Origin of the sequence: Acinetobacter amyesii (assembly GCF_023499985.1) — a bacterium.
Lineage (GTDB): Bacteria > Pseudomonadota > Gammaproteobacteria > Pseudomonadales > Moraxellaceae > Acinetobacter > Acinetobacter amyesii.
The window spans coordinates 47,727-68,157 of sequence record NZ_JAMCOU010000021.1; the positions used below are offsets into that span (position 1 = coordinate 47,727).

A 20,431-nucleotide genomic window follows, 5' to 3' on the forward strand; every position below is an offset into this window, starting at 1 on the left:
AACGTACTACTTAATAAATTAATTAGCTTGTTGCTTTTCTGCTGCACGCAATGTAGTCGCTAAACGATCCAATACACCATTGATGTACTTATGGCTGTCTGCACCGCCAAAATGTTTAGCTAACTCGATCGCTTCATCGAGTACGACACGGTAAGGAATCTCAAGGTGTTCTTTGAGTTCATACGAGCCTAAACGAAGGGTTGCAAGTTCAACGCCATCTAAGGCTTCAACTTCGCGATCGAGTACAGGGATTAAAAGCGCATCCAATGCTTCATGATTGGCAACAACCTCGGTCAATAACTCGTGGTAATAGCCGAGATCGACCTTGTGCATGGCATTTTCCACACGCGTACGTGCTTCAATCTCATGCACAGGATTGCGGCTCATTTGCCATTCATAAATTCCTTGTACAGCAAAGCGACGTGCTTTACGTTTTGCTGCATAAGTTGCTTGAAGTGTTTGCGACATAGCGTTAAATAGCCTTTAACAAGTTAACCATTTCAATAGCAGTCAAGGCAGCTTCACTACCTTTATTGCCTGCTTTTGTACCTGAGCGTTCAATCGCTTGTTCAATACTATCCGTAGTCAATACACCATTAATTACTGGTAAGCCAGTGTCTAGACCAACAACGCCTAAACCTTTGGCACATTCGCCAGCAACAAAATCGAAGTGAGGCGTGCTACCACGAATCACTGCGCCAAGCGCGATGATGGCATCGAAACGATCTGAAGCTGCAAGTTTCTTTGCAACCACTGGAAGTTCCCAAGCACCCGGTGCATGAACAATAGTGATATTATCCTCTGATACGCCATGACGTTTCAATGTATCAACGGCACCTTCTAGCAAATGTTCAACAACAAAGCTATTAAAACGACCAACTAAAATCGCATAACGGTCTTCGTTCGCGAGATGTAACATACCTTCAATACGGCGAACTGCCATAGCAACCTCGATTATTTCTCTGATGTTTGATTTGCGGTGATGTATTCCACCACTTCTAAGTTAAAACCTGATAGTGCATTAAAGCGTAATGGCGAGCTAAGAAGCTTCATTTTTTCCACGCCTAAATCACGTAAAATTTGTGCGCCGACACCAATGGTTTGGTACTGCTGTGACAGTGCTGCATTGGATTTAACATTTTTCGGTGCAGTTAAATTTTCTAAAGCAGGGCCTAAGTCCTGTAAATGACGCTGACCAATCCACACTAAAACACCACGATCGCTGGATGCGATTTCTTTGAGTGCTTTATCGAGATTCCACGCTGGAGCGCCATCTTGTTTATTCAGTTTTAATAAGTCACGAACTGGGCTGAAACCGTGTACACGTACAGTGGTCACGCCTTGCTTTGGTTCGCCTTTCACAAGGGCTAAATGAATGTCTGGATTACCAATTTCACGGTAACGGAACAATTCAAATGTACCGTATTCTGTATCTAGTGTTTGCTGGTCTAGACGTTCAACCGTTTGTTCATTGGTCATGCGGTAGTGAATCAGATCTGCAATGGTTCCCATTTTTAAGCCATGCTTTTCAGCAAAGACTTCAAGATCAGGGCGACGTGCCATGGTGCCGTCTTCATTGATGATTTCACAAATCACCGAAGCTGGCTCAAGACCTGCTAAACGCGATAAATCACAGCCTGCTTCAGTATGACCGGCACGGTGAAGGACACCACCAGGCTGTGCCATCAGCGGGAAAATATGGCCTGGCTGTACGATATCAGCCGGTTTAGCATGTGCAGCCACCGCTGTTTGAATGGTGTGCGCACGTTCAGCAGGTGAGATGCCTGTTGAAATGCCATTTGCTGCTTCAATAGACAAGGTAAAGTTTGTACCGTGCTGCGCACCATTGGCATCAACCATGAGTGGTAAATTTAACTGTTGGCAACGCTCTTTGCTGAGCGTTAAGCACACAAGACCACGCGCATGCGTAATCATGAAGTTGATATCTTCAGGGCGTACGTGGGTCGCAGCGATAACAAGGTCGCCTTCATTTTCACGATCTTCATCATCCATCAGGATGACCATTTTTCCTGCACGAATATCAGCTACGAGCTCTTCAACAGTATTGAGCGGCATCAATCTTCACCTTTTTTTGTCTCGAATGACATTTACTTGCATTGATTGTTGCATAGTCTAACGTTTTTTTGCGTTCTTTGCCTATGCTTATCATTTTCCTTTAATGGCTCATTGTTATACACAGTCCTCAGAACCTTGAAAAGAGGACTTTATTTGAATTGTGCCATTTATGTCCAATCTTTAAGCGATTGAAAAGCATAAAAATGGGTAAGCTTATACAGATTTTAAATAATTCAAATGAAAGAGATGAACAGTTTGTCGGAAAACTGTCGGTCTTTAACTCCATGAACTGTCACATAAAAATCAATCACGTTGATGCAGCCACATGGCTCTCTAAATATTGCCGAATCATCATCTTATTGGCGTTTAAAATAGTTTTTTGCAAATGTGGATCTGCGGCTGCACGCGCAATTAAAATTGCACCGACCAGTTGGGACATTATGGCCCAAGCTTTTTCTTCACTCGCCAAATGTGCGCTAAATAAAGCATGACCGCGCAGTAATTCCTTTTCATAGGCCTGTTTAATCGTGTCATCTGCACGAGCTACTTCGGTCGCAAGTGTCGGCAAAACACAGCCTTGTTCAGGATGTTCAAGGTGGGAAGGGGTTAAGTAACGGTCTAATTCAAAATTAATCCAGTCGGCTGCATTATGATGCGGGTTGCTTTGCCACATGTTAAAGCTTTGCTGCAATTCATATTCAACCAATGCTTTGAGTAAATCCTGTTTTGACGAAAAATGTGAATAGAATGCGCCACTAGTTACACCTGCAGCTTTCATTAAGCTGTCAACACCTGTTGCAGCAAAGCCATTTTTTTTCGCAATTTGCCCCGTAATGTTGAGCAATTCTTGTCGTTTTTGTTGTTTGTATTCGGGTTTATAGCGCATGTGCATGACCCTAAAAAATTATGATTGACGATAAATTAATCATAACATAGTATTCGTTATAGTAACGATCGTTATTTAATAAAGTGTGGTTTAAAACCGACGCGTAAATAAAATGAGCGTGGAATAAAAATAAAACAGCAATGGAGTGAGACTATGCAACAAATCAACAAGACTTCAGCAAAAGTCGCTTTAGTGATTGGTGCAGGTGATGCAACTGGTGGTGAAATTGCCAAACGTTTTGCCCGGGAGGGTTATATTGCTTGTATGACACGACGAAATGCAGACAAATTAAAGCCTTTAATTGCTGAAATTCAAACACAGGGAGGGACTGCTTTTGGCTTTGGTTCGGATGCTCGAAAAGAAGAGCAAGTGATTGAACTCATCGAGCATATCGAATCAAACATAGGCCCGATTGAGGTCATGGTCTTTAATATTGGTGCCAACGTCCCTTGTAGTATTTTGGAAGAAACCGCACGTAAATATTTCAAAATATGGGAGATGGCATGTTTCTCGGCTTTTTTAACGGGCCGGGAAGTGGCAAAACGCATGGTGAAACGTGAACGAGGCACGATTATTTTCACTGGCGCAACAGCTGGGACACGTGGTGCGTCAGGATTTGCAGCATTTGCAGGGGCAAAACATGCGCTGCGGGCATTGGCACAAAGTATGGCACGGGAACTAGGTCCACGTAATATTCATGTTGCGCATGTGGTGGTTGATGGTGCAATTGATACCGATTTTATCAAAGATACATTCCCTGATCTTTATGCTAAAAAAGAGCAAGATGGTATTTTAAATCCAGTACATATTGCAGAAAATTATTGGCATCTCTCACAGCAACCACGAGATGCATGGACGCATGAATTAGATCTGCGACCGTGGATGGAACGCTGGTAAGCACTGATTTAAAAATATTAGGACAAACAAGCAAAAAAAGGACGAAAAAAATGAAAGTCATTGAATTTTATTTTGATGTCGGCAGTCCATATAGCTACATCGGATTTCACCGTATTCAGCACATTGCTGAGCAATATCAGGCAGAGATTATCTGGAAACCGATGTTATTGGGTGGGGTGTTTAAAGCTACTGGCAACAGTAGTCCGATGGCGGTACCTGCGAAGGCACGTTATTCCATGATTGATCTTCAACGTTGGGCAAAGCTATGGCAGATACCCGTACAGATGAATCCGTATTTTCCAATCAATACTTTGCAGTTGATGCGTTTAATAACCGCAGTCCAGTTATTTCAGTCTGAAGAGTTTCTGAAAGTATTGACGGGTATTTTTAACGCGATGTTTGGTCAGCCACGCAATTTAAATGATCTCACCACCTTCATGCAACTCATGCAAGAACTGGGGCTAGGTGCAGAACAAGTGAAACAGTGGTTGGATGATGAAAAAGTCAAATCTGAGCTGAAAGTGGTGACCGAAGAAGCTATTGAACGGGGTGTGTTTGGGGCGCCAAGTTGGTTTGTCGATGATGAAATGTATTGGGGTGTCGATCATTTACATTTTGTTGAGTATGCCTTGTCTGCAAAATGAATGACCCAGCGCGGTAGACCGTTCATTCAATTTAAAAGCAGCACTAATAAAAAAGCGAACCGAAGTTCGCTTTTTGTTTTTTGATACTAAGACTTAGAAGAAGCCCATTGGCTTGGTGTCATAGCTCACCAAGAGGTTTTTGGTTTGTTGATAATGATCCAACATCATTTTGTGGTTTTCACGGCCAATACCTGATTTTTTATAACCGCCAAATGCTGCATGGGCAGGGTAAATGTGGTAACAGTTGGTCCAAACACGGCCCGCCTGAATCGCACGTCCTGCACGATAAGAAGTATGCGCTGAACGTGACCAAACACCTGCACCTAGACCATAAATGGTGTCATTGGCAATTTTAATGGCATCATCAAAGTCTTTAAATGTTGCAACAGACAGAACTGGGCCAAAGATTTCTTCTTGGAAAATCTTCATGTCATTGGTGCCTTTAAAAATCGTTGGCTCAATATAGAAACCTGTACCGACTTCATTTCGTGGGTCACCACCAGTAATGAGCTGTGCACCTTCATTTTTACCTGTAGCGATACAGCCTAAAATTTTGTCTTGCTGCTCTTGCGATGCCTGTGCACCAATCATGGTGTCGGTATCGAGTGGATGACCCGTCTTAATACGTTTGACACGTTCTACTGCCATTTCCAAGAATCGATCTGCAATGCTTTCTTGTACCAATGCACGTGATGGACATGTGCAAATTTCACCTTGGTTGAGCGCAAACATGGCAAAACCTTCGAGTGTTTTATCTAAGAACTCATCGTCTTTGTCCATGATGTCTTCAAAGAAGATATTTGGTGATTTTCCACCAAGTTCTAAAGTCACAGGAATGATATTTTCAGTCGCATATTGCATGATCATTTGACCCACAGCGGTTGAACCTGTGAAGGCGATTTTTGAGATGCGTGGATTGGTCGCCAATGGACGACCGACTTCAACACCATAACCATTCACAATATTCAGCACGCCCGGTGGGAGTAGGTCTTGAATGAGTTCAGCCAAGACCAAGATGCTGACAGGCGTTTGCTCCGCAGGTTTCAACACGATGCAGTTTCCCGCAGCCAATGCTGGAGCAAGTTTCCAAGCCGCCATCAAGATTGGGAAATTCCACGGAATAATTTGTCCGACCACACCAAGTGGCTCATGGAAATGGTAAGCAATGGTATTTTCATCAATTTCAGAAATGCCGCCTTCTTGGGCACGGATACAGCCGGCAAAATAACGGAAGTGATCGATACAGAGTGGAATATCAGCGGCTAAGGTTTCACGAATCGGTTTACCGTTGTCCCATGTTTCTGCGACAGCAAGGAGCTCTAGGTTTTCTTCAAGTCGATCGGCAATTTTTAATAAAATATTTGAGCGTGTGGTTGGGGAAGAGGCGTTCCATTGGGCTTTGGCTTTATGCGCTGCATCCAAAGCCAATTCGATATCTTCAGCAGAAGAACGTGGCACTTTGGTAAAAACTTTACCGTCTACAGGGGAGATATTTTCAAAGTATTCACCTTTCACTGGCGCGACCCATTGGCCACCAATCAGGTTTTCATACTGAGCTTTAAACTGAACTTTTGAACCGGGTTGATTAGGATCGACATAACGCATATGAATTTTCCTTTGCTTGTTTATTATGATCTTGTTGGGCTGCCCATCTGTGGCAATCTACAGCTTTGGTATAAGGTACTTTTGTACATTATTTGATTAGCATAGCCTGTATAAGGTTGGAAAAAGGTTGGAGACAAGAAGGTTTACAATATTTTTTTTCAGTCTTAAAAACAAAAGCCGGGAAACGGATTTTTAGTCATGAATTGTTGTGAGAATAATGAATGATGATACAGAAGGATTTATCTGAAAAACGACAGAATGTCGAACGGTTAAGGCAGGGCATGAGTCTGTCAAAGCAGCAAACTTCGCAATTGAATGAGAGCATTGCGAGTTCTTGGCAGCGATCGGCGCAGGCGGAAATTCCGGAAAACCGGAGTGCTGCGCCTTTGGTGAATTTAAGTCCTCAGAGTCAACAGCAGTCGGCATTGCATCACGCGTTGCAACATTGTGCCGAAGATTTAAAACACATTGCCGAACAGTCGTCGATGGTACTTGCCGTGGGTGATGTGGGTAGCACGATTATTTGGAGTGCGTCGAGTCGGCAAATGCAAAGTGCTGCGGAAAGCGTGCATTTTATTGCGGGTGGGCAATGGCGCGAAGAATTGGTCGGCACCAATGCATTAGCGTTGTCTTTAAGAACCCAACAGTCGAGTTGTGTGTTTTCAAATGAACATTACATGCCATCTGTACATGAATGGGTCTGCTATGCAGCACCGATTATCGATCCACATACGCAGCAAATTTTGGGCGTGGTTGATTTATCCACCGTGTGGAAAAACCACAATAGTTTAGGGCTACTTGCGGCTGAACGCTGCGCTTCGATTATTCAATCGGCTTTACTCGATTTTCAAAAACAGCATTTGTATATTCGGGCCTTTGCTGTGCCGCAAGTGTTATTTAATGGCAAAGTGATGGTGCTGACCCCGCGGCAAATAGAAATTTTGACCATCTTGGCGCTATGTCCACAAGGCATGACCTTAGATACTTTGCATCAAGCCTTATATGGTGAACGCAAGGTGAGTGTTGGGACTTTAAAAGCGGAAATGTCGCAGCTACGCGATATTTTGGGCGGCATGCTAGGCTCACGTCCCTATCGTTTATTGGCACAAGTCGAAGCCGATTTTTTGCAAGCCGAGCAAGCTTTAGATGCAGGTTATATCGATTCGGCCTTAAAACTGTGTTCAGGGGTTTTCTTGGCTAAAACTGAAAGCCCATTTTTAGGGGCATGGCGTGATTGTCTTGAGTCACGATTGAGCCAAGCGATTTTTAATGCCAAGGAAACAGATGTTCTGCTCAAGCATGTCGCGCGTTTTCCTGAAGCTATCGATGCGGTTGAACGCCTGATTGAGCTGATGCCGAGATCGCATCCCGTACATCAGACCTTGTTGAAATTAAAACAGTAAGTTGCAATGTAATTCAGGCTATTAAAGACCTTTATTGGCCAGCCATTGAAAGAGCTGGGTATAGACTTGTTCTCGCGCGGTTTTTTCCGAAAGTACTAAATCATGCAAGCCATTGTGAATGCTTTGAATGGTGACATCGCCTTGAATTTTTTTGGCATATTTTTGGATATCTTTTACACCCAAAATCACATCACTGGTCTGCGCTGCTTTACCCCATTTTTTGGGATTTTTAGTTTGATGTGAATGCATCACTAATACCGGTACATTAATCGTCACACCTTGATGAATTTCCTTTTGAGCCTCATAAATTGTCCGTACAAAACTTAAATACACCATTGGATAGCGGGTCTTTTTCCAGTCTAAATTGAAGTCCCATTCACCCTTGAGTTCACGGTGTAAGCTGGCGGTGTACCATTTATTTAGTTCACTTGGGAATTTTAAATTTGGAAAAGTCTTTGCCAATTTACTCAGCTGTGGAATACCCAGTGCGCGTTTCACTGGATTCATGTTGAAATCATAAAATGGGCTGTTAACCCAAAGGGCTTGAATTAAAGGATGATTTTGATGATGCGCCGCATACAAAGTGGTGGTTAAGCCACCGGTAGAATGACCACAGAGCAGCAAGGCATCATGACCTTCATCAGCAATGATCGTTAGGGCTTGATCTATTTCGGCATCGTATTCAGACAGTGCATGCACATTATAGTATTTTTGATGCGGGCGGATTGAGCGACCATATTTTCTTAAATCTAAGGCATAAAAGTCGAAACCGTGCTGATTGAAGCGTTCCGCCATTTCGGTTTGGAAAAAATAATCGATAAAACCATGGATATAGAGCACCGCTTTGGAGGTAGGAGCCGTGGCTTTTTTGCGAACCAGTGTGGCAACCACTGGGCCTTCATAATCATCCGGGAAGGTCAGCGTGGCTTGTTCATAGCCTGCGCCCAAAATGTCAGGCTGATACTGAATTGGTGAATGGCTCATTATTATACTCATTAATATTATTGGACATTATGCTTTATCCTTGATGAGTCATGAGCTTTTGTCAAATGAATAATCGATGCTGTTTTACCGACTAAAAAAGAGTGACCTCAGTATGAAAGCGACCAATCTATAGTCGCTTCCCTGAAATAAAAGGTGAAATGGATTCAGTTGAGCCTACATTACCAGACTCAAAGGATAATGTAGGCACTTGGGTCACTTAAACATGAAGACCTTTAAGGGCTTAACTTAAACGGCCGCTTTGAAGTCGACCACAGAGGCATTGGCTTTCAGCGCTGCCTTGAAAATATCAACCACTTGAGCATGAGTCGCTTTACGTGGGTTTGTGAGCATACAGGCATCTTTTTGTGCATTTTCAGACATGATGCTGAGGTCTTGTTCTTTCACACCGAGTTCAGAAAGGCTCGATGGAATGCCAATCGAAGCAGAGAGTTCACGGATTGCTGCAATCGCTGCATAAGCCGCTTCAGTCACCGTTAAACCGTCGGTTGGCACACCCATGAGCTGTGCGATACGCGCATAGCGGTCAGGGCAGGCGATCAGGTTAAATTCGCAAACGTGTGGTAGCAGCACGGCATTACATACGCCATGTGGCAAGTTGTAGAAGCCGCCAAGTTGGTGCGCCATCGCGTGGACATAACCTAAAGATGCATTGTTAAATGCCATCCCTGCTAAGTACTGTGCATAGCTCATCGCATCACGCGCTTCTAAGTTTTCGCCATTGGCTACGGCAGGGCTGAGCCATTCACTGATCATGCTGATGGCTTTTTCTGCACAAGCATCGGTAATAGGATTGGCTGCTGTAGAAACATAAGCTTCGACCGCATGCGTTAACGCATCCATACCGGTTGCTGCAGTGAGCGCCGCAGGTTTCGCAATCATCAGCTTCGGGTCATCAATGGCGATAAGAGGGGTACAACGCCAATCGACAATCGCCATTTTAACGTGGGTGTCGGTATTGGTAATAATACAGAAACGGGTCATTTCTGATGCCGTACCTGCGGTGGTATTAATCGCAATGAGTGGAGTCATTGGGACTGTACTTTTATCGATGCCTTCATAGTCACGAATATGGCCACCGCCCGCAGTCACTAAGCCAATGCCTTTGGCACAGTCATGAGAAGAGCCGCCACCGAGAGAGACAATAAAGTCACAGCCATTGTCATTGTAGGCATCTACACCGCTATGCACGTTGATGTCAGTTGGGTTGGGTTCTGCGCCCGGGAAGATATGACTTTCCACGCCAGCTTCAGTTAAATATGAGGCAATGGTGTCTGCCACACCAAATTTGTAAAGACCGGCATCGGTCACGATAAGCGCTTTCTTTGCGCCAAGATTTTGCGCCTTTGCACCAATTTCTTTAGCACAGCCGGGGCCAAAAAGTGAAACACAAGGGATGTAAAAACCGTTTGTTTGATCTGCAATATTTTTAAAAGCCATGGTGCGATTCCTTCTACCATTCATTGTCATTTGTTATGGGTGATACTCACCTAAACTAAGTATTGCGAGGGATGTTTTAAATTCACACCTACCAAAGACCTACCAAAATTAAGGCTTTGTTTTGAATTTATTTAATTGATTGAAATTTAATCATTAATTATTTTTGTTATTTTCTAAGATTCGCTAAAAGTCGTATACATTTAAGCCAAAATAGGCGTTGCGATGATTGGATGCATGATCGAGTTATCAGATTATAAAATCTAACTAAAACTACTATCAATTTACTAAATGCCCCAAAGCGCTCGAATCAGGATAGGCTATAACAAATAACGAGATAGTCACTTTTGTGCATTTCGCTTTTTGCAGTGCGAAACAAAAGATTAATTAAACGAGTTAAATAATGTCCAGTGAAAATTTGAAAACGAAACGACCTTTATATATTCCTTATGCCGGAAATACACTTTTAGAACTCCCACTTTTAAATAAAGGTTCTGCGTTTAATGAAGATGAACGTAAGAGCTTTAATTTACACGGTTTAATTCCACACGTTACAGAAAGTATTGAAGAACAAAGTCAGCGTTCTTATCAGCAATATTGTGCATTTAATAGTGATATCAATAAGCATATCTACCTACGCAATATCCAAGATACCAACGAGACGCTGTTCTATCACTTAATTGAAAATCACCTTAGTGAGATGATGCCGATCATCTATACACCAACAGTGGGTGAAGCTTGTCAGCGCTTCTCGGATATTTATCGTCGTCATCGTGGGATTTTTATTTCATATCCTGACCGTGATCATATTGACCAAATTATTCATAACGTGAATAAAAAGAACGTGAAAGTGATCGTTATTACGGACGGTGAACGTATTCTTGGACTTGGTGACCAAGGCATTGGGGGGATGGGGATTCCAATTGGTAAGTTGTCGCTCTACACCGCATGTGGTGGGATCAGTCCAGCTTATACATTGCCGATTACTTTAGATGTCGGAACCAATAACCAACAGCTGTTGAATGACCCGATTTATATGGGATGGAGTCAGCCTCGTATCAGCGGTGAAGAATATTATCAATTTGTTGATGACGTGATTAAAGCCATTCAACAACGTTGGCCAAAAGCGCTGATTCAATTTGAAGACTTTGCACAAAAAAATGCGATGCCTTTATTGGAAAAATATCGCGATAAAATTTGCTGCTTTAATGATGATATTCAAGGAACAGCAGCGGTGTCTGTCGGAAGTTTAATTGCGGCATCACGTGCAGCAGGCAAGCAGCTCAAAGATCAAATCGTCACATTCCTAGGGGCAGGTTCAGCAGGTTGCGGGATTGCAGAACAGATCATCAAGCAAATGGTGGCGGAAGGTTTAACCGATGCTCAAGCGCGTGCGCGGGTGTTTATGGTCGATCGCTTTGGTTTAATTACTGAAAATCAGCCGAATCTTTTAGATTTCCAACGCAAACTTGCGCAAGCACCGGATAACGTTGCTCATTGGGCAAATGCAGATTCAGTCATTTCGCTATTGGATGTAGTTACACATGCTAAACCGACTGTATTGATTGGCGTTTCGGGACAACCGGGACTGTTTAGCCAAGAGGTCATTGAAACGATGGCTGCGAATTGTGAACAGCCTATTGTGTTGCCACTGTCTAATCCGACATCACGTGTCGAAGCGGTGCCTGCAGATATTATCGAGTGGACCAAAGGTAAGGCCCTGATTGCGACTGGCAGTCCATTTGCACCAGTGAATTATCATGGCAAGATTCATCAGATTTCACAGTGTAATAACTCCTATATTTTCCCGGGGATTGGTCTCGGTGTGATTGCATCTGGGGCGAAACGTGTGACGGAAAATATGCTGATGGCATCTAGTACGGCGTTGGCAGACTGTTCACCAAAATTGGCAGATCCAAATGCCGATTTATTGCCAAGTTTGGATTATTTACAGGATATTTCGAAGAAAATTGCATTGAAAGTCGCATTAGCTGCGATTGCTGATGGTGTTGCGCCAAATGTCAGCGTTGAAGTACTCGAACATGCGATTGAAGCGAATTTCTGGAAACCTGAATATCGTGATTATGTCCGTGTGACCTATTAATTTGGTCTAAAGATTCTGTTTAAGCAGAATCAATTTTGCAACTGATCGAAAAAATACCCTAATCCAGATTAGGGTATTTTTTTATGTATAGAGGCATATTTTTTTTTTAAGAAATACGAAAAATTATCGTGAGGGTCGTTTTAAATTTTGCGTTTATCGAGCTGGTTGGAAATGTGATCTCCACAGGCTTGAACCAGCATCACGATCGCGACCAAGACCACTATCACTGCCAGCATGATTTGCATATCAAAGCGTTGATAACCGTAACGGTAAGCAATATCCCCCAAACCACCTGCACCGATCGCCCCTGCAATAGCAGAAGAATTAATCATGGTCACCAAAGTCACAGTAAAGCCCGCGACGATGCCAGGAAGCGCTTCAGGGAGCAGCACATGCCAAATGATTTGTTTGCGATTACAGCCGATGGCTTGAGCGGCCTCAATCAGACCTTGATCGACTTCACGTAAGCTTACTTCTGCAATGCGTGCAAAAAAAGGCGTGGCCGCAAGGGTTAAAGGTACGACGGCAGCCCAAACGCCATAACTGGTGCCCACAATAAAGCGCGTGAGCGGAATGAGTGCCACCATTAAAATCAGAAAAGGCACCGAACGGGTAATATTGACCAACCAACCTAGTGTGTGGTTTAAGCTTTTTGAGGGATAAATCCCGTGTTCAGCACTACACACCAATACGACCGCTAAAGGCAGGCCGATCAGAAAGGCCACAAAGGCTGAAACGCCGACCATCAGTAAAGTATCAATGGCTCCACTAATCAGTAAATCAATGAGTTGGTCGTGCATAGCCAAGTACCTCAATCTGTGCGATATGGTGTTTAAGTTGTTCAGATAAGGCGTTGATATCTAAATGGCTGTGGTCTACAGCAACAATCAACGAGCCAATTAAATGCCCTTGAATACTATCGATATGACTTTGATACAAATGTACTGGCGCCTGAAATTGATCAAAAATAAACTTTAAGTCAGGCGACTGTTGTAGTGTCGATTCATAGCGTAATTTTAAAATGATTTGATCATTTGAATCTGACGGTTGTGGCTGAATGTCGCTTGGTAAATCAAGTTGTTCAAGGTTGAGTAACTCTTGTGTGATCTGCTGCTGAGGCGTAGAAAACACTTTCCAAACCTGTCCTGCTTCTACAATTTCGCCTTGATCGATCACCACAACTTGATCGCAAATCTCGCGAATGACCTGCATTTCATGGGTAATCAACACAATGGTGATACCGAGCTTTTGATTAATTTCTTTAAGCAAAGACAGCACAACAGAAGTACTTTCTGGATCGAGTGCAGAAGTCGCTTCATCACAGAGTAAAATTTCCGGATGATGAACTAACGCTCGTGCAATCCCAACACGTTGTTTTTGCCCGCCCGAAAGTTGAGAAGGGTAGTGCGCTGCTTTATTTTCAAGACCTACCAACTTCAACACTTCATTCACTCGCTGAGCGATATCGGCTTGACTGAAATTGGCGATTTTAAGGGGCAGCGCGATATTGTCATACACGGTTTTGGCAGACATCAAATTAAAATGCTGAAAAATCATCCCAATACGCTGACGTAGGGCTATCAACTCTGCGTGATTTAAGCTTGATAATTCCTGTTGATGGATGTGAATACTGCCATCACTGATTTGTTCTAAGCCATTCAGCGTTCGAATCAGTGAGGATTTACCCGCGCCACTTTTCCCAATAATGCCAAATATTTTGCCTTGTGGAATATTCAGATTGATATCTTTTAAGGTATGAACCTGCTGTCCTTGCACATCATAAAATTTATTTAAATTTTTAATTTGGATATGGGGGACGGCAAATTCAACCGATGAACCGAAACTCACCATGAGTGACTCCTTATTTCCAACCAGGGAACCACAGTTTTGCACCAAAATCCGCGTCCAATGCCTGTTTAACTTTAGGTGAGTTTTGATAAATATCGACAAATTTACGCAGTTTATCGTCGCGATCTACATAGTCATCACGTACGGCAAATAAGATGGCAAAACGCTTGTCGGTATTGGAGTCAAACAGTAAGGCATTTTCAGGATCGGCAGTTTTTGCTAGACGTAAATAATGTGGATAGCCAAAAGCCAGATCGACATCATCAATCGCACGTGCCGTTTGAGGGCCTTCCACCTCAATAAATTGAAGCTGTTTAGGATTCGCTGCAATGTCATTTAAAGTCGATAAAAAGTTATCTGGTTGTTTCAGTTCAATGAGCTTGGCTTGCTGTAGCAGTTGTAAGGCACGGCCCTGATTGACCGGATCATTTGGAACCACCACTTTGGCTTTATGGGGTAAATCAGCAAAGTTTTTATACTTTTTTGAATACAGTCCGACATGGGTTGCAGCACCGACATCAAAGGCTTTGATTTTAAAATCCGTTTCTTTTTTTGCATTGTCTAGAAACGGCTGATGTTGGAAAAAGTTCGCATCAATATCGCCGTGGTTTAGGGTGATATTCGGGGTATTCCAGTCTGAAAATTCCACCAATTTCACGTTCAGCCCTTGCTGCTTGGCTTCATCTGCAGCGACTTGTAAGGGTTTAGCAAAAGATGGGCTAATCCCAATCACCAATTCACTTTGATGACTTTTCTTTTGTTGATTCCAAATAACTAAGCCAATCACCAAGATGGCCACGATTACACCAATCAGTGTGAATTTAGATTTTGCTGTTTGTGCCATGGCACACCTCTATATTTCCAAATAATTAAATTTTTTGTCTAACATGTTGTTTTATAAATGCAGCTTATGCTGTTTCAACGTTTTTAAGCGCTGCCTGAGATGACGTTTCGGAAGTGGGACATCGGTAGCGATGAGCAGGATGTGTCTTGGCTAAATGGTCACCTTGTTGAAACAGTTTTTGCCGCAAACTACCGGTGTCATACGCAGTTTTATAGCGACCACGTTGCTGTAATTCTGGAATGACCAAATGGATAAAATCTTGATGTGACTCAGGTGCAACGGTGCGAGTCAGATTAAATCCATCGATGCCAGTTTCATCCAAATAGTCAATCAACTGTTCTGCAACGTTGGCGCCACTTCCGACAAAGAGCGGATAACGCCCACCTAGAACGTGCTGAGCACGCAAATCTTGGCGAGTAATTTTTTGCTCTTTAAATTTTTGATTGACCGATGCGATGCTATTGGTCTGCTGATACGGAATGGCTTCATCTTCTGCATAATTGGCGAGGTTCATCCCAATCGAACTCGAAAAGTGTGCCAGTCCCGCTTCAGGATTGGCATAGCGAATGTATTCAGCCAATTTCTCTTGGGCGAGCTCATCGGTCTCTGCGGTTACCACCGTAATGCCGACAAAGAGTTTTACGGCTTGTGGCTCACGACCTTGCGCTGCGGTTTGGCTGCGAATTTTTTGTACCTGATTTTTGACTTTTTCAGCGCTGTCTGCACCGATAAACATGCCTTCTGCATGTTGCGTAGCAAAAGCTAAGCCACGTGGTGAAGCACCGGCCTGATACAACACAGGGGTGCGCTGAATCGATGGAGAAACTTGAAATACCCCTTGGCTTTGATAGAACTTGCCTTGGTGTTGAATGGCATGTACTTTTTTTGGATCGCTAAAGATACGATTTGCTTTATCTTTTTGAACCGCATCATTTTCCCAAGAGCCTTCCCAAAACTTATAGCAAAGCTGCAAAAATTCTTCGGCTTGTTCATAGCGTAGATCATGATCTTTCAGGCCTTTTTGCCCAATTAAGCGTTCTGCACTGTCTAGATATCCAGTCACGATATTCCAACCGATTCGACCTTGGGTCAGGTGGTCTAGACTGGCAAATCGACGTGCAAACTGATAAGGCGTTTCATAGCTCAAATTGACTGTTACACCAAAACCTAAGTTTTCAGTGACCGCAGCCATTGCAGAAATCAGGGTGCTGGGGTCATGGCTCGGCAGTTGGATCGACTCTTTAAGTGTGAGATCGATATTGCCTTCATAAACATCATAGACTCCTGTGATATCTGCAATAAATAGCCCGTCAAACAGCCCTTGCTCCAAGGTTTTGGCAAGATCGGTCCAATAGCTCAGTTCATTAAAGCGGTGTGACTCATCGCGTGGATGGGTCCATAAGCCATGATTGATATGGCCGACACAGTTCATGTCGAAGGCATTCAGTAAAATTTTCTTGGCTGTATGTGATTGGGTATCAGCCGTCTTGATTTGGCTCATTACAAGGTCCCTCGACGTGGGGGCAATACGCCATTTAGGAGGTAATTGGCAATGAAGAAATATTTCCAACGCCCTGCATCATGCAAGGTATGAACACGTGCATTACGCCAAAAACGATCTAGACCATCTTCACGCTGACTGCCACGGCTGCCTGCAAGCTCAATCAATTTTGAAGCAGCTTTAAGTGCGGTTTCAGTACTATGCGCACGCACTTTCGCGACATCTAGAGAAGCTTTTGCGATGTTTTCAGCATTGGGCTGTGGGCGAGCAGCATCGATGGCACGAGCGGCTTGTTTCAGCAAGACCTCACTGGCGCGAACATCTGCGGCAATGCGACCGAGTTCATATTTGGTTAAAGGATCTTCGCTTGCAAGATCAAGACCTGAATCAATCCATGGTCGAGCTTGGTGTACGCGGCTCAAACTTTCTTCAAAGGCTGCGCGGGCTATACCGACTTCAATCGCAGCATGCATAATTTGCGCAAATGGCCCAACCAATGTCGGCTCCGTAAATGCACGATCAAAGGGAATGACATCTATGGCAGGAACTGCAACTTGGTGAAATTTTACAGAGCCGCTACCCGTGGTGCGCTGTCCAAACCCTGTCCAATCATCGATCAACTCTAGACCTGCACTTTCACGTGCAATAAAGGCTAAATATTCACGACCATCAGGGTCTTTGACCAATGTGGGAATACGATGCGCAAATAAACTGCCGGTGCAATAAAACTTCTCACCATTCACTACAAAACCATTGTCATGAGGGCGAATCGACGTTTGTTTTTGCGCAGCGGTTTTGGTTTTAAACTCGGCTAAGGCATTGCCAAAACGAGCGCCAGCAAGCACTTCGGCATAAAGCTTTTGCTTTTGTTCAGTTGTGCCGGTGTTACGTAATACTTCTAGTGCATAAAAATGGTTTTGTGGAATTTGCCCAATTGAGCCATCTACACCACTCATAAGCGCAATCACTTGCGCCACGGTATAACTTGAAACTTCGGCACCGCCAAATGCCTTGGGAACCGTGATTGCCCAGAGACCCGATTGACTATAGGCCTCGATTTCATCAAACGGCAGTATGCGTTCGGCATCACGTTGCACGGCATTTTTTCTAAATTGTTCGGCTAATTGTTTTGCAATTTCAAGTGCTTCTACATCGGAGTGAATAATATGCGCAGGTGTTGTTGATATGGCCTGTAGCGAATTAATATTTGGAAATGAGGTCATCAGAATTCTCCTTAAATCCACGCATGGCGTGCAGGTAATTTATGATTTAAGTAATAGTCGCCTAAGGTATGCAGCTTCCAGCGCACAGGATCATGTAAGGTGTGTACTCGGGCATTGCGCCAGTGTTGATCAAGGTTATGGGCACTCAAACTTGCACGGCTGCCGCCTAATTCAAGGAGTTTTTCAGAGATCTGTAAGGCTGCATCATTGGCATAGATTTTAGCTTCAGCGACACGAATCGAAGCCAGAGCGGCTTGTTGTTCACTCACCTGATCAAGCTGATCTAATTCATCGAGATAATCTGCGGCTTCATCTAAAAGTAAAATCGCAGCATCCAATAAAACTGCAGATTTACCCACCTCTTGTAGGGTGTAGGGCTCAAAACTGGCTTTCTCAACTTGTGCATCCACAATCGGACGGGCTTTTTGTACCGCAGAAAGGGTGTCTGCAAAGGCAGCTTCCGCAATCCCGACATCGATCGCGACTTGCATCAATTGTGAAAAGGCACCTCGATACGTTGGCCCTGCAGAAAGCTTACGTTCATCAAAAATTAATAGGGGGTCTACTGCCACATGGTTGAGTTTGACGGTGCCACTAGACGTTGTGCGCTGACCAAAACCATTCCAGTTATCAATCACTTCTACGCCTGTAGCGTGTCGATCAATGATGGTCAGGACAACATGACCTTCAGGGTGAACGGCTTTAATCGCTAACCAATCTGCAAAACTACTGCCGGTCGAATAGAACTTTTCACCATTAACAACATACTTTCCATTTTCAATGCGCAGCGTTGTGTTTAAGGTTTTAGTGTCTTTGGTGTTGCGCTCTGGCCCACCATTAGCTAAACGTTTTCCCTGTAAAATTTCATTAAAAATAAAGGCTTTTTGCTCATCTGTTCCCATGAGGTCAATCATATACAGCAAGGCAATTTGGTTTTGTGGAATTTGGCCCACGCTAGAATCTGCTTTGTTGATAATGCGAAAAACCTGCGCCAGTGTCTTGTTGGACACGTAGGCACCGCCAAATTTTTTGGGAATACGAATGCCACCTAAACCTTTTTGACTGAATAAGTCGATTTCTGCAAATGGGAGTAGGCGGTTCTGATCACGTTCATTTCGACCTTCCAAAGCAAAATCGGCAACGTGATAAGCTGCATGAATCGCTTCTAAGTCATTTTCAATAACATGAATATTTTCAGAGATTAAATGAGACATAATGACACCTTTAATAGATATCAAAACGCTACTCGTAAATGCGGGATTTTTTAAATGATGGATTATTCTTAACTTAGCAAAATGTCTTTTTAGCATTTAATCTGCATAAAAATTATGCAAATTAGATAAAATAAGTGTTTGATTTAAAACAATAGATGTAGGGAAAACAACAAGAGGATTGATGATTTAAATTTGGTGTTAGCAACTTTGTAGATATTCAACTTTAAAAATAATATATCTAAGACAGAGGCTTAGCTGTTTTTTTAATACTTTTTATTAATGGTGGTCAATCAGCTTGAACTCCAATAGATGCTCAATATCATAGAGCTATGCAAAGATTAAAAAAGGCTAGAAATTGATTCAGATGTTTTTCAATCTGCAATAAAAAAGCCCCCATCTTTTGATGGGGGCTTTTTGAATTTGGAGCGGGAAAGGAGACTCGAACTCCCGACCCCAACCTTGGCAAGGTTATGCTCTACCAACTGAGCTATTCCCGCGGAGTCTATCCTGTTTTTTTACTAAAAAACTGAATCGAAAAAAATTTGGAGCGGGAAAGGAGACTCGAACTCCCGACCCCAACCTTGGCAAGGTTATGCTCTACCAACTGAGCTATTCCCGCGGAGTCTATCCAATTTTTTAAATAAAAAACCGAATGAAAAAATTTTGAGCGGGAAAGGAGACTCGAACTCCCGACCCCAACCTTGGCAAGGTTATGCTCTACCAACTGAGCTATTCCCGCATAGCCACGTATAATACATTAAGGATTTTTCAGGTCAATAACTTTATGAAAAACTGTGCATCGTTTGCATAAAATAAAAACAATTTGTTTGAAAATTGGAATATTTTTGCAGGTCAAAGGCTTCCATTTTGATGAAATCATGCGATTCAGGCGGTTTCAGCAACTTTGCGACACAAGAACTTCAACAAATACAGGCTATACTAAGACCAGTTGAACCTTTTTTGAATTTGGGAGAGCGGTTTTGAGTTTAGAACAGCAATTAATTGAGCGTCTACAGACATTAGCTCCTACACATCTTGAAGTGGTGAATGAGTCCGCAGGTCATGGTGGTTATTTCCCAGGTAAAGAGTCGCATTTTAAAGCGGTGATCGTGAGTGAGGCTTTTGCAGGCTTGCGTTTGGTGCAACGTCATCAAAAAGTCTATGCCGCAGCAGGTGATTTACTCAGTCCGGGGCAAATTCATGCCTTAGCCATTCATGCGTTTTTACCTGAAGAGTGGAAAGGTCAAGACACCACTAGCCCTGAATGTGCGCATGCACCAAAGTCATCTTAAGGTAAACCATGGAAACGCAATTAATCATTAAAATCATTCATATGTGTGGCGTGGCTTTAGGCTGTGCTGCCATTTTCATTCGTGCTTTTACGCTATTTAAAGGGACGCAGGGCAATTTACCCAATCCAGCAGGGCGTAAGTTTTTTGTTGCTTTGCAACATGGCTCAATGGCTTTAATTGCTGTAACAGGAATTATCTTATTGTTTATGAAGAACTTTGATGTGCAGCCATGGTTCTATGCCAAAGTTGTGTTGTTTTTGGCGCTGCTGTCTTCTTTATCTAAAGCGTATAAGAAAGATGACAGTGTATTATTGGTTCAGCGCCGTGCGGGCTTATTTATTGCAGCTGTTGCACTTATTTTCATCATTACATTGGTTATAATCAAACCAGTTTTTGGATAAATGGCTTATCCACATGGCCGATTTCAAGGCTTGAGTAGAAAAACAAAGATTAGA

Annotated in this window: 19 protein-coding genes and 3 tRNA genes; 6 read left to right on the forward strand and 16 right to left on the reverse strand. The window is 43.2% G+C overall.

Annotation, left to right across the window (positions count from 1 at the left end):
- Window positions 1-18: 18 nt before the first annotated feature.
- From nusB to M5F03_RS04820, 4 genes are all read right to left on the reverse strand, one after another.
- Entirely contained in the window at window positions 19-468 is a 450-nt protein-coding gene (gene nusB, locus M5F03_RS04805; RefSeq protein WP_180024787.1) for a transcription antitermination factor NusB, read from the reverse strand.
- Window positions 469-472: 4 nt separating this feature from the next.
- Entirely contained in the window at window positions 473-943 is a 471-nt protein-coding gene (gene ribH, locus M5F03_RS04810) for a 6,7-dimethyl-8-ribityllumazine synthase (RefSeq protein WP_111885509.1), read from the reverse strand.
- A gap of 11 nt (window positions 944-954) precedes the next feature.
- Window positions 955-2,076 (reverse strand): bifunctional 3,4-dihydroxy-2-butanone-4-phosphate synthase/GTP cyclohydrolase II, encoded by a 1,122-nt coding sequence (ribBA, locus tag M5F03_RS04815; protein WP_067765588.1) that lies wholly within the window; start codon window positions 2,074-2,076, stop codon window positions 955-957.
- A 307-nt stretch (window positions 2,077-2,383) separates the two neighbouring features.
- Window positions 2,384-2,962: a TetR/AcrR family transcriptional regulator gene (locus tag M5F03_RS04820; protein WP_249707078.1), complete on the reverse strand. Its 579-nt coding sequence runs from the start codon at window positions 2,960-2,962 to the stop codon at window positions 2,384-2,386.
- A gap of 153 nt (window positions 2,963-3,115) precedes the next feature.
- Between M5F03_RS04820 and M5F03_RS04825 the strand changes: the two genes are divergently transcribed.
- Together M5F03_RS04825 and M5F03_RS04830 are read left to right on the forward strand one after the other, a co-directional pair.
- On the forward strand, window positions 3,116-3,859 hold the full coding sequence (locus tag M5F03_RS04825; RefSeq protein WP_249707093.1) for an SDR family oxidoreductase: 744 nt from the start codon (window positions 3,116-3,118) through the stop codon (window positions 3,857-3,859).
- A 50-nt stretch (window positions 3,860-3,909) separates the two neighbouring features.
- A complete protein-coding gene (locus tag M5F03_RS04830) occupies window positions 3,910-4,503 on the forward strand; it encodes a 2-hydroxychromene-2-carboxylate isomerase (RefSeq protein WP_249707096.1) in 594 nt (197 codons plus the stop codon).
- 93 nt (window positions 4,504-4,596) lie between these two features.
- Here M5F03_RS04830 and exaC read toward each other — a convergent pair whose 3' ends face one another.
- Window positions 4,597-6,108: an acetaldehyde dehydrogenase ExaC gene (gene exaC, locus M5F03_RS04835; protein ID WP_078194071.1), complete on the reverse strand. Its 1,512-nt coding sequence runs from the start codon at window positions 6,106-6,108 to the stop codon at window positions 4,597-4,599.
- A 221-nt stretch (window positions 6,109-6,329) separates the two neighbouring features.
- On the opposite strand from exaC, the gene M5F03_RS04840 reads away from it, so the two are divergent.
- Window positions 6,330-7,511 carry a helix-turn-helix domain-containing protein gene (locus tag M5F03_RS04840; protein ID WP_249707099.1) on the forward strand — a complete coding sequence of 394 codons (1,182 nt, stop codon included), beginning with the start codon at window positions 6,330-6,332 and terminating at the stop codon, window positions 7,509-7,511.
- 21 nt (window positions 7,512-7,532) lie between these two features.
- Here the strand turns inward: M5F03_RS04840 and M5F03_RS04845 are convergent, their stop codons facing one another.
- On the reverse strand, window positions 7,533-8,495 hold the full coding sequence (locus tag M5F03_RS04845; protein ID WP_249707101.1) for an alpha/beta hydrolase: 963 nt from the start codon (window positions 8,493-8,495) through the stop codon (window positions 7,533-7,535).
- Window positions 8,496-8,741: 246 nt separating this feature from the next.
- The gene (gene mdh, locus M5F03_RS04850) at window positions 8,742-9,953 is read right to left on the reverse strand and encodes an iron-dependent methanol dehydrogenase (protein ID WP_180116324.1); all 1,212 of its coding nucleotides are present in this window, start codon (window positions 9,951-9,953) and stop codon (window positions 8,742-8,744) included.
- Between the two features lie 400 nt (window positions 9,954-10,353).
- Here mdh and M5F03_RS04855 point away from each other — a divergent pair, with 400 nt between their 5' ends.
- Window positions 10,354-12,054, forward strand: coding sequence for an NAD-dependent malic enzyme (locus tag M5F03_RS04855; protein ID WP_180114381.1), 1,701 nt, complete (start codon window positions 10,354-10,356; stop codon window positions 12,052-12,054).
- Between the two features lie 140 nt (window positions 12,055-12,194).
- Here the strand turns inward: M5F03_RS04855 and M5F03_RS04860 are convergent, their stop codons facing one another.
- From M5F03_RS04860 to M5F03_RS04900, 9 genes are all read right to left on the reverse strand, one after another.
- On the reverse strand, window positions 12,195-12,854 hold the full coding sequence (locus tag M5F03_RS04860) for a methionine ABC transporter permease (protein WP_249707104.1): 660 nt from the start codon (window positions 12,852-12,854) through the stop codon (window positions 12,195-12,197).
- Window positions 12,835-13,905, reverse strand: coding sequence for a methionine ABC transporter ATP-binding protein (locus tag M5F03_RS04865; RefSeq protein WP_249707118.1), 1,071 nt, complete (start codon window positions 13,903-13,905; stop codon window positions 12,835-12,837). The genes M5F03_RS04860 and M5F03_RS04865 overlap by 20 nt, the downstream gene beginning before the upstream one ends.
- A gap of 10 nt (window positions 13,906-13,915) precedes the next feature.
- Window positions 13,916-14,746, reverse strand: coding sequence for a MetQ/NlpA family ABC transporter substrate-binding protein (locus M5F03_RS04870; protein ID WP_180024776.1), 831 nt, complete (start codon window positions 14,744-14,746; stop codon window positions 13,916-13,918).
- 64 nt (window positions 14,747-14,810) lie between these two features.
- Complete coding sequence (locus M5F03_RS04875) at window positions 14,811-16,247, reverse strand: LLM class flavin-dependent oxidoreductase (RefSeq protein ID WP_249707122.1); 1,437 nt, start codon at window positions 16,245-16,247, stop codon at window positions 14,811-14,813.
- Window positions 16,247-17,470, reverse strand: coding sequence for an SfnB family sulfur acquisition oxidoreductase (locus M5F03_RS04880; protein ID WP_249707123.1), 1,224 nt, complete (start codon window positions 17,468-17,470; stop codon window positions 16,247-16,249). The genes M5F03_RS04875 and M5F03_RS04880 overlap by 1 nt, the downstream gene beginning before the upstream one ends.
- 11 nt (window positions 17,471-17,481) lie before the next feature.
- Window positions 17,482-18,708 carry an SfnB family sulfur acquisition oxidoreductase gene (locus M5F03_RS04885; protein WP_180094594.1) on the reverse strand — a complete coding sequence of 409 codons (1,227 nt, stop codon included), beginning with the start codon at window positions 18,706-18,708 and terminating at the stop codon, window positions 17,482-17,484.
- A 397-nt stretch (window positions 18,709-19,105) separates the two neighbouring features.
- A tRNA-Gly gene (locus tag M5F03_RS04890) sits at window positions 19,106-19,181 on the reverse strand.
- A gap of 46 nt (window positions 19,182-19,227) precedes the next feature.
- A tRNA-Gly gene (locus M5F03_RS04895) sits at window positions 19,228-19,303 on the reverse strand.
- Between the two features lie 47 nt (window positions 19,304-19,350).
- A tRNA-Gly gene (locus M5F03_RS04900) sits at window positions 19,351-19,423 on the reverse strand.
- 241 nt (window positions 19,424-19,664) lie between these two features.
- Here M5F03_RS04900 and M5F03_RS04905 point away from each other — a divergent pair.
- A complete protein-coding gene (locus M5F03_RS04905; RefSeq protein WP_078191519.1) occupies window positions 19,665-19,976 on the forward strand; it encodes a BolA family protein in 312 nt (103 codons plus the stop codon).
- A gap of 8 nt (window positions 19,977-19,984) precedes the next feature.
- Window positions 19,985-20,377, forward strand: coding sequence for a SirB2 family protein (locus M5F03_RS04910; protein WP_078194060.1), 393 nt, complete (start codon window positions 19,985-19,987; stop codon window positions 20,375-20,377).
- Window positions 20,378-20,431 lie beyond the last annotated feature (54 nt).

Bases quoted from the DNA above. Each gene is read 5' to 3' on its own strand.
- nusB (WP_180024787.1), bottom strand. From the start codon at position 468: ATGTCGCAAACACTTCAAGCAACTTATGCAGCAAAACGTAAAGCACGT.
- ribH (WP_111885509.1), bottom strand. From the start codon at position 943: ATGGCAGTTCGCCGTATTGAAGGTATGTTACATCTCGCGAACGAAGAC.
- ribBA (WP_067765588.1), bottom strand. From the start codon at position 2,076: ATGCCGCTCAATACTGTTGAAGAGCTCGTAGCTGATATTCGTGCAGGA.
- M5F03_RS04820 (WP_249707078.1), bottom strand. From the start codon at position 2,962: ATGCGCTATAAACCCGAATACAAACAACAAAAACGACAAGAATTGCTC.
- M5F03_RS04825 (WP_249707093.1), top strand. From the start codon at position 3,116: ATGCAACAAATCAACAAGACTTCAGCAAAAGTCGCTTTAGTGATTGGT.
- M5F03_RS04830 (WP_249707096.1), top strand. From the start codon at position 3,910: ATGAAAGTCATTGAATTTTATTTTGATGTCGGCAGTCCATATAGCTAC.
- exaC (WP_078194071.1), bottom strand. From the start codon at position 6,108: ATGCGTTATGTCGATCCTAATCAACCCGGTTCAAAAGTTCAGTTTAAA.
- M5F03_RS04840 (WP_249707099.1), top strand. From the start codon at position 6,330: ATGATGATACAGAAGGATTTATCTGAAAAACGACAGAATGTCGAACGG.
- M5F03_RS04845 (WP_249707101.1), bottom strand. From the start codon at position 8,495: ATGAGCCATTCACCAATTCAGTATCAGCCTGACATTTTGGGCGCAGGC.
- mdh (WP_180116324.1), bottom strand. From the start codon at position 9,953: ATGGCTTTTAAAAATATTGCAGATCAAACAAACGGTTTTTACATCCCT.
- M5F03_RS04855 (WP_180114381.1), top strand. From the start codon at position 10,354: ATGTCCAGTGAAAATTTGAAAACGAAACGACCTTTATATATTCCTTAT.
- M5F03_RS04860 (WP_249707104.1), bottom strand. From the start codon at position 12,854: ATGCACGACCAACTCATTGATTTACTGATTAGTGGAGCCATTGATACT.
- M5F03_RS04865 (WP_249707118.1), bottom strand. From the start codon at position 13,905: ATGGTGAGTTTCGGTTCATCGGTTGAATTTGCCGTCCCCCATATCCAA.
- M5F03_RS04870 (WP_180024776.1), bottom strand. From the start codon at position 14,746: ATGGCACAAACAGCAAAATCTAAATTCACACTGATTGGTGTAATCGTG.
- M5F03_RS04875 (WP_249707122.1), bottom strand. From the start codon at position 16,247: ATGAGCCAAATCAAGACGGCTGATACCCAATCACATACAGCCAAGAAA.
- M5F03_RS04880 (WP_249707123.1), bottom strand. From the start codon at position 17,470: ATGACCTCATTTCCAAATATTAATTCGCTACAGGCCATATCAACAACA.
- M5F03_RS04910 (WP_078194060.1), top strand. From the start codon at position 19,985: ATGGAAACGCAATTAATCATTAAAATCATTCATATGTGTGGCGTGGCT.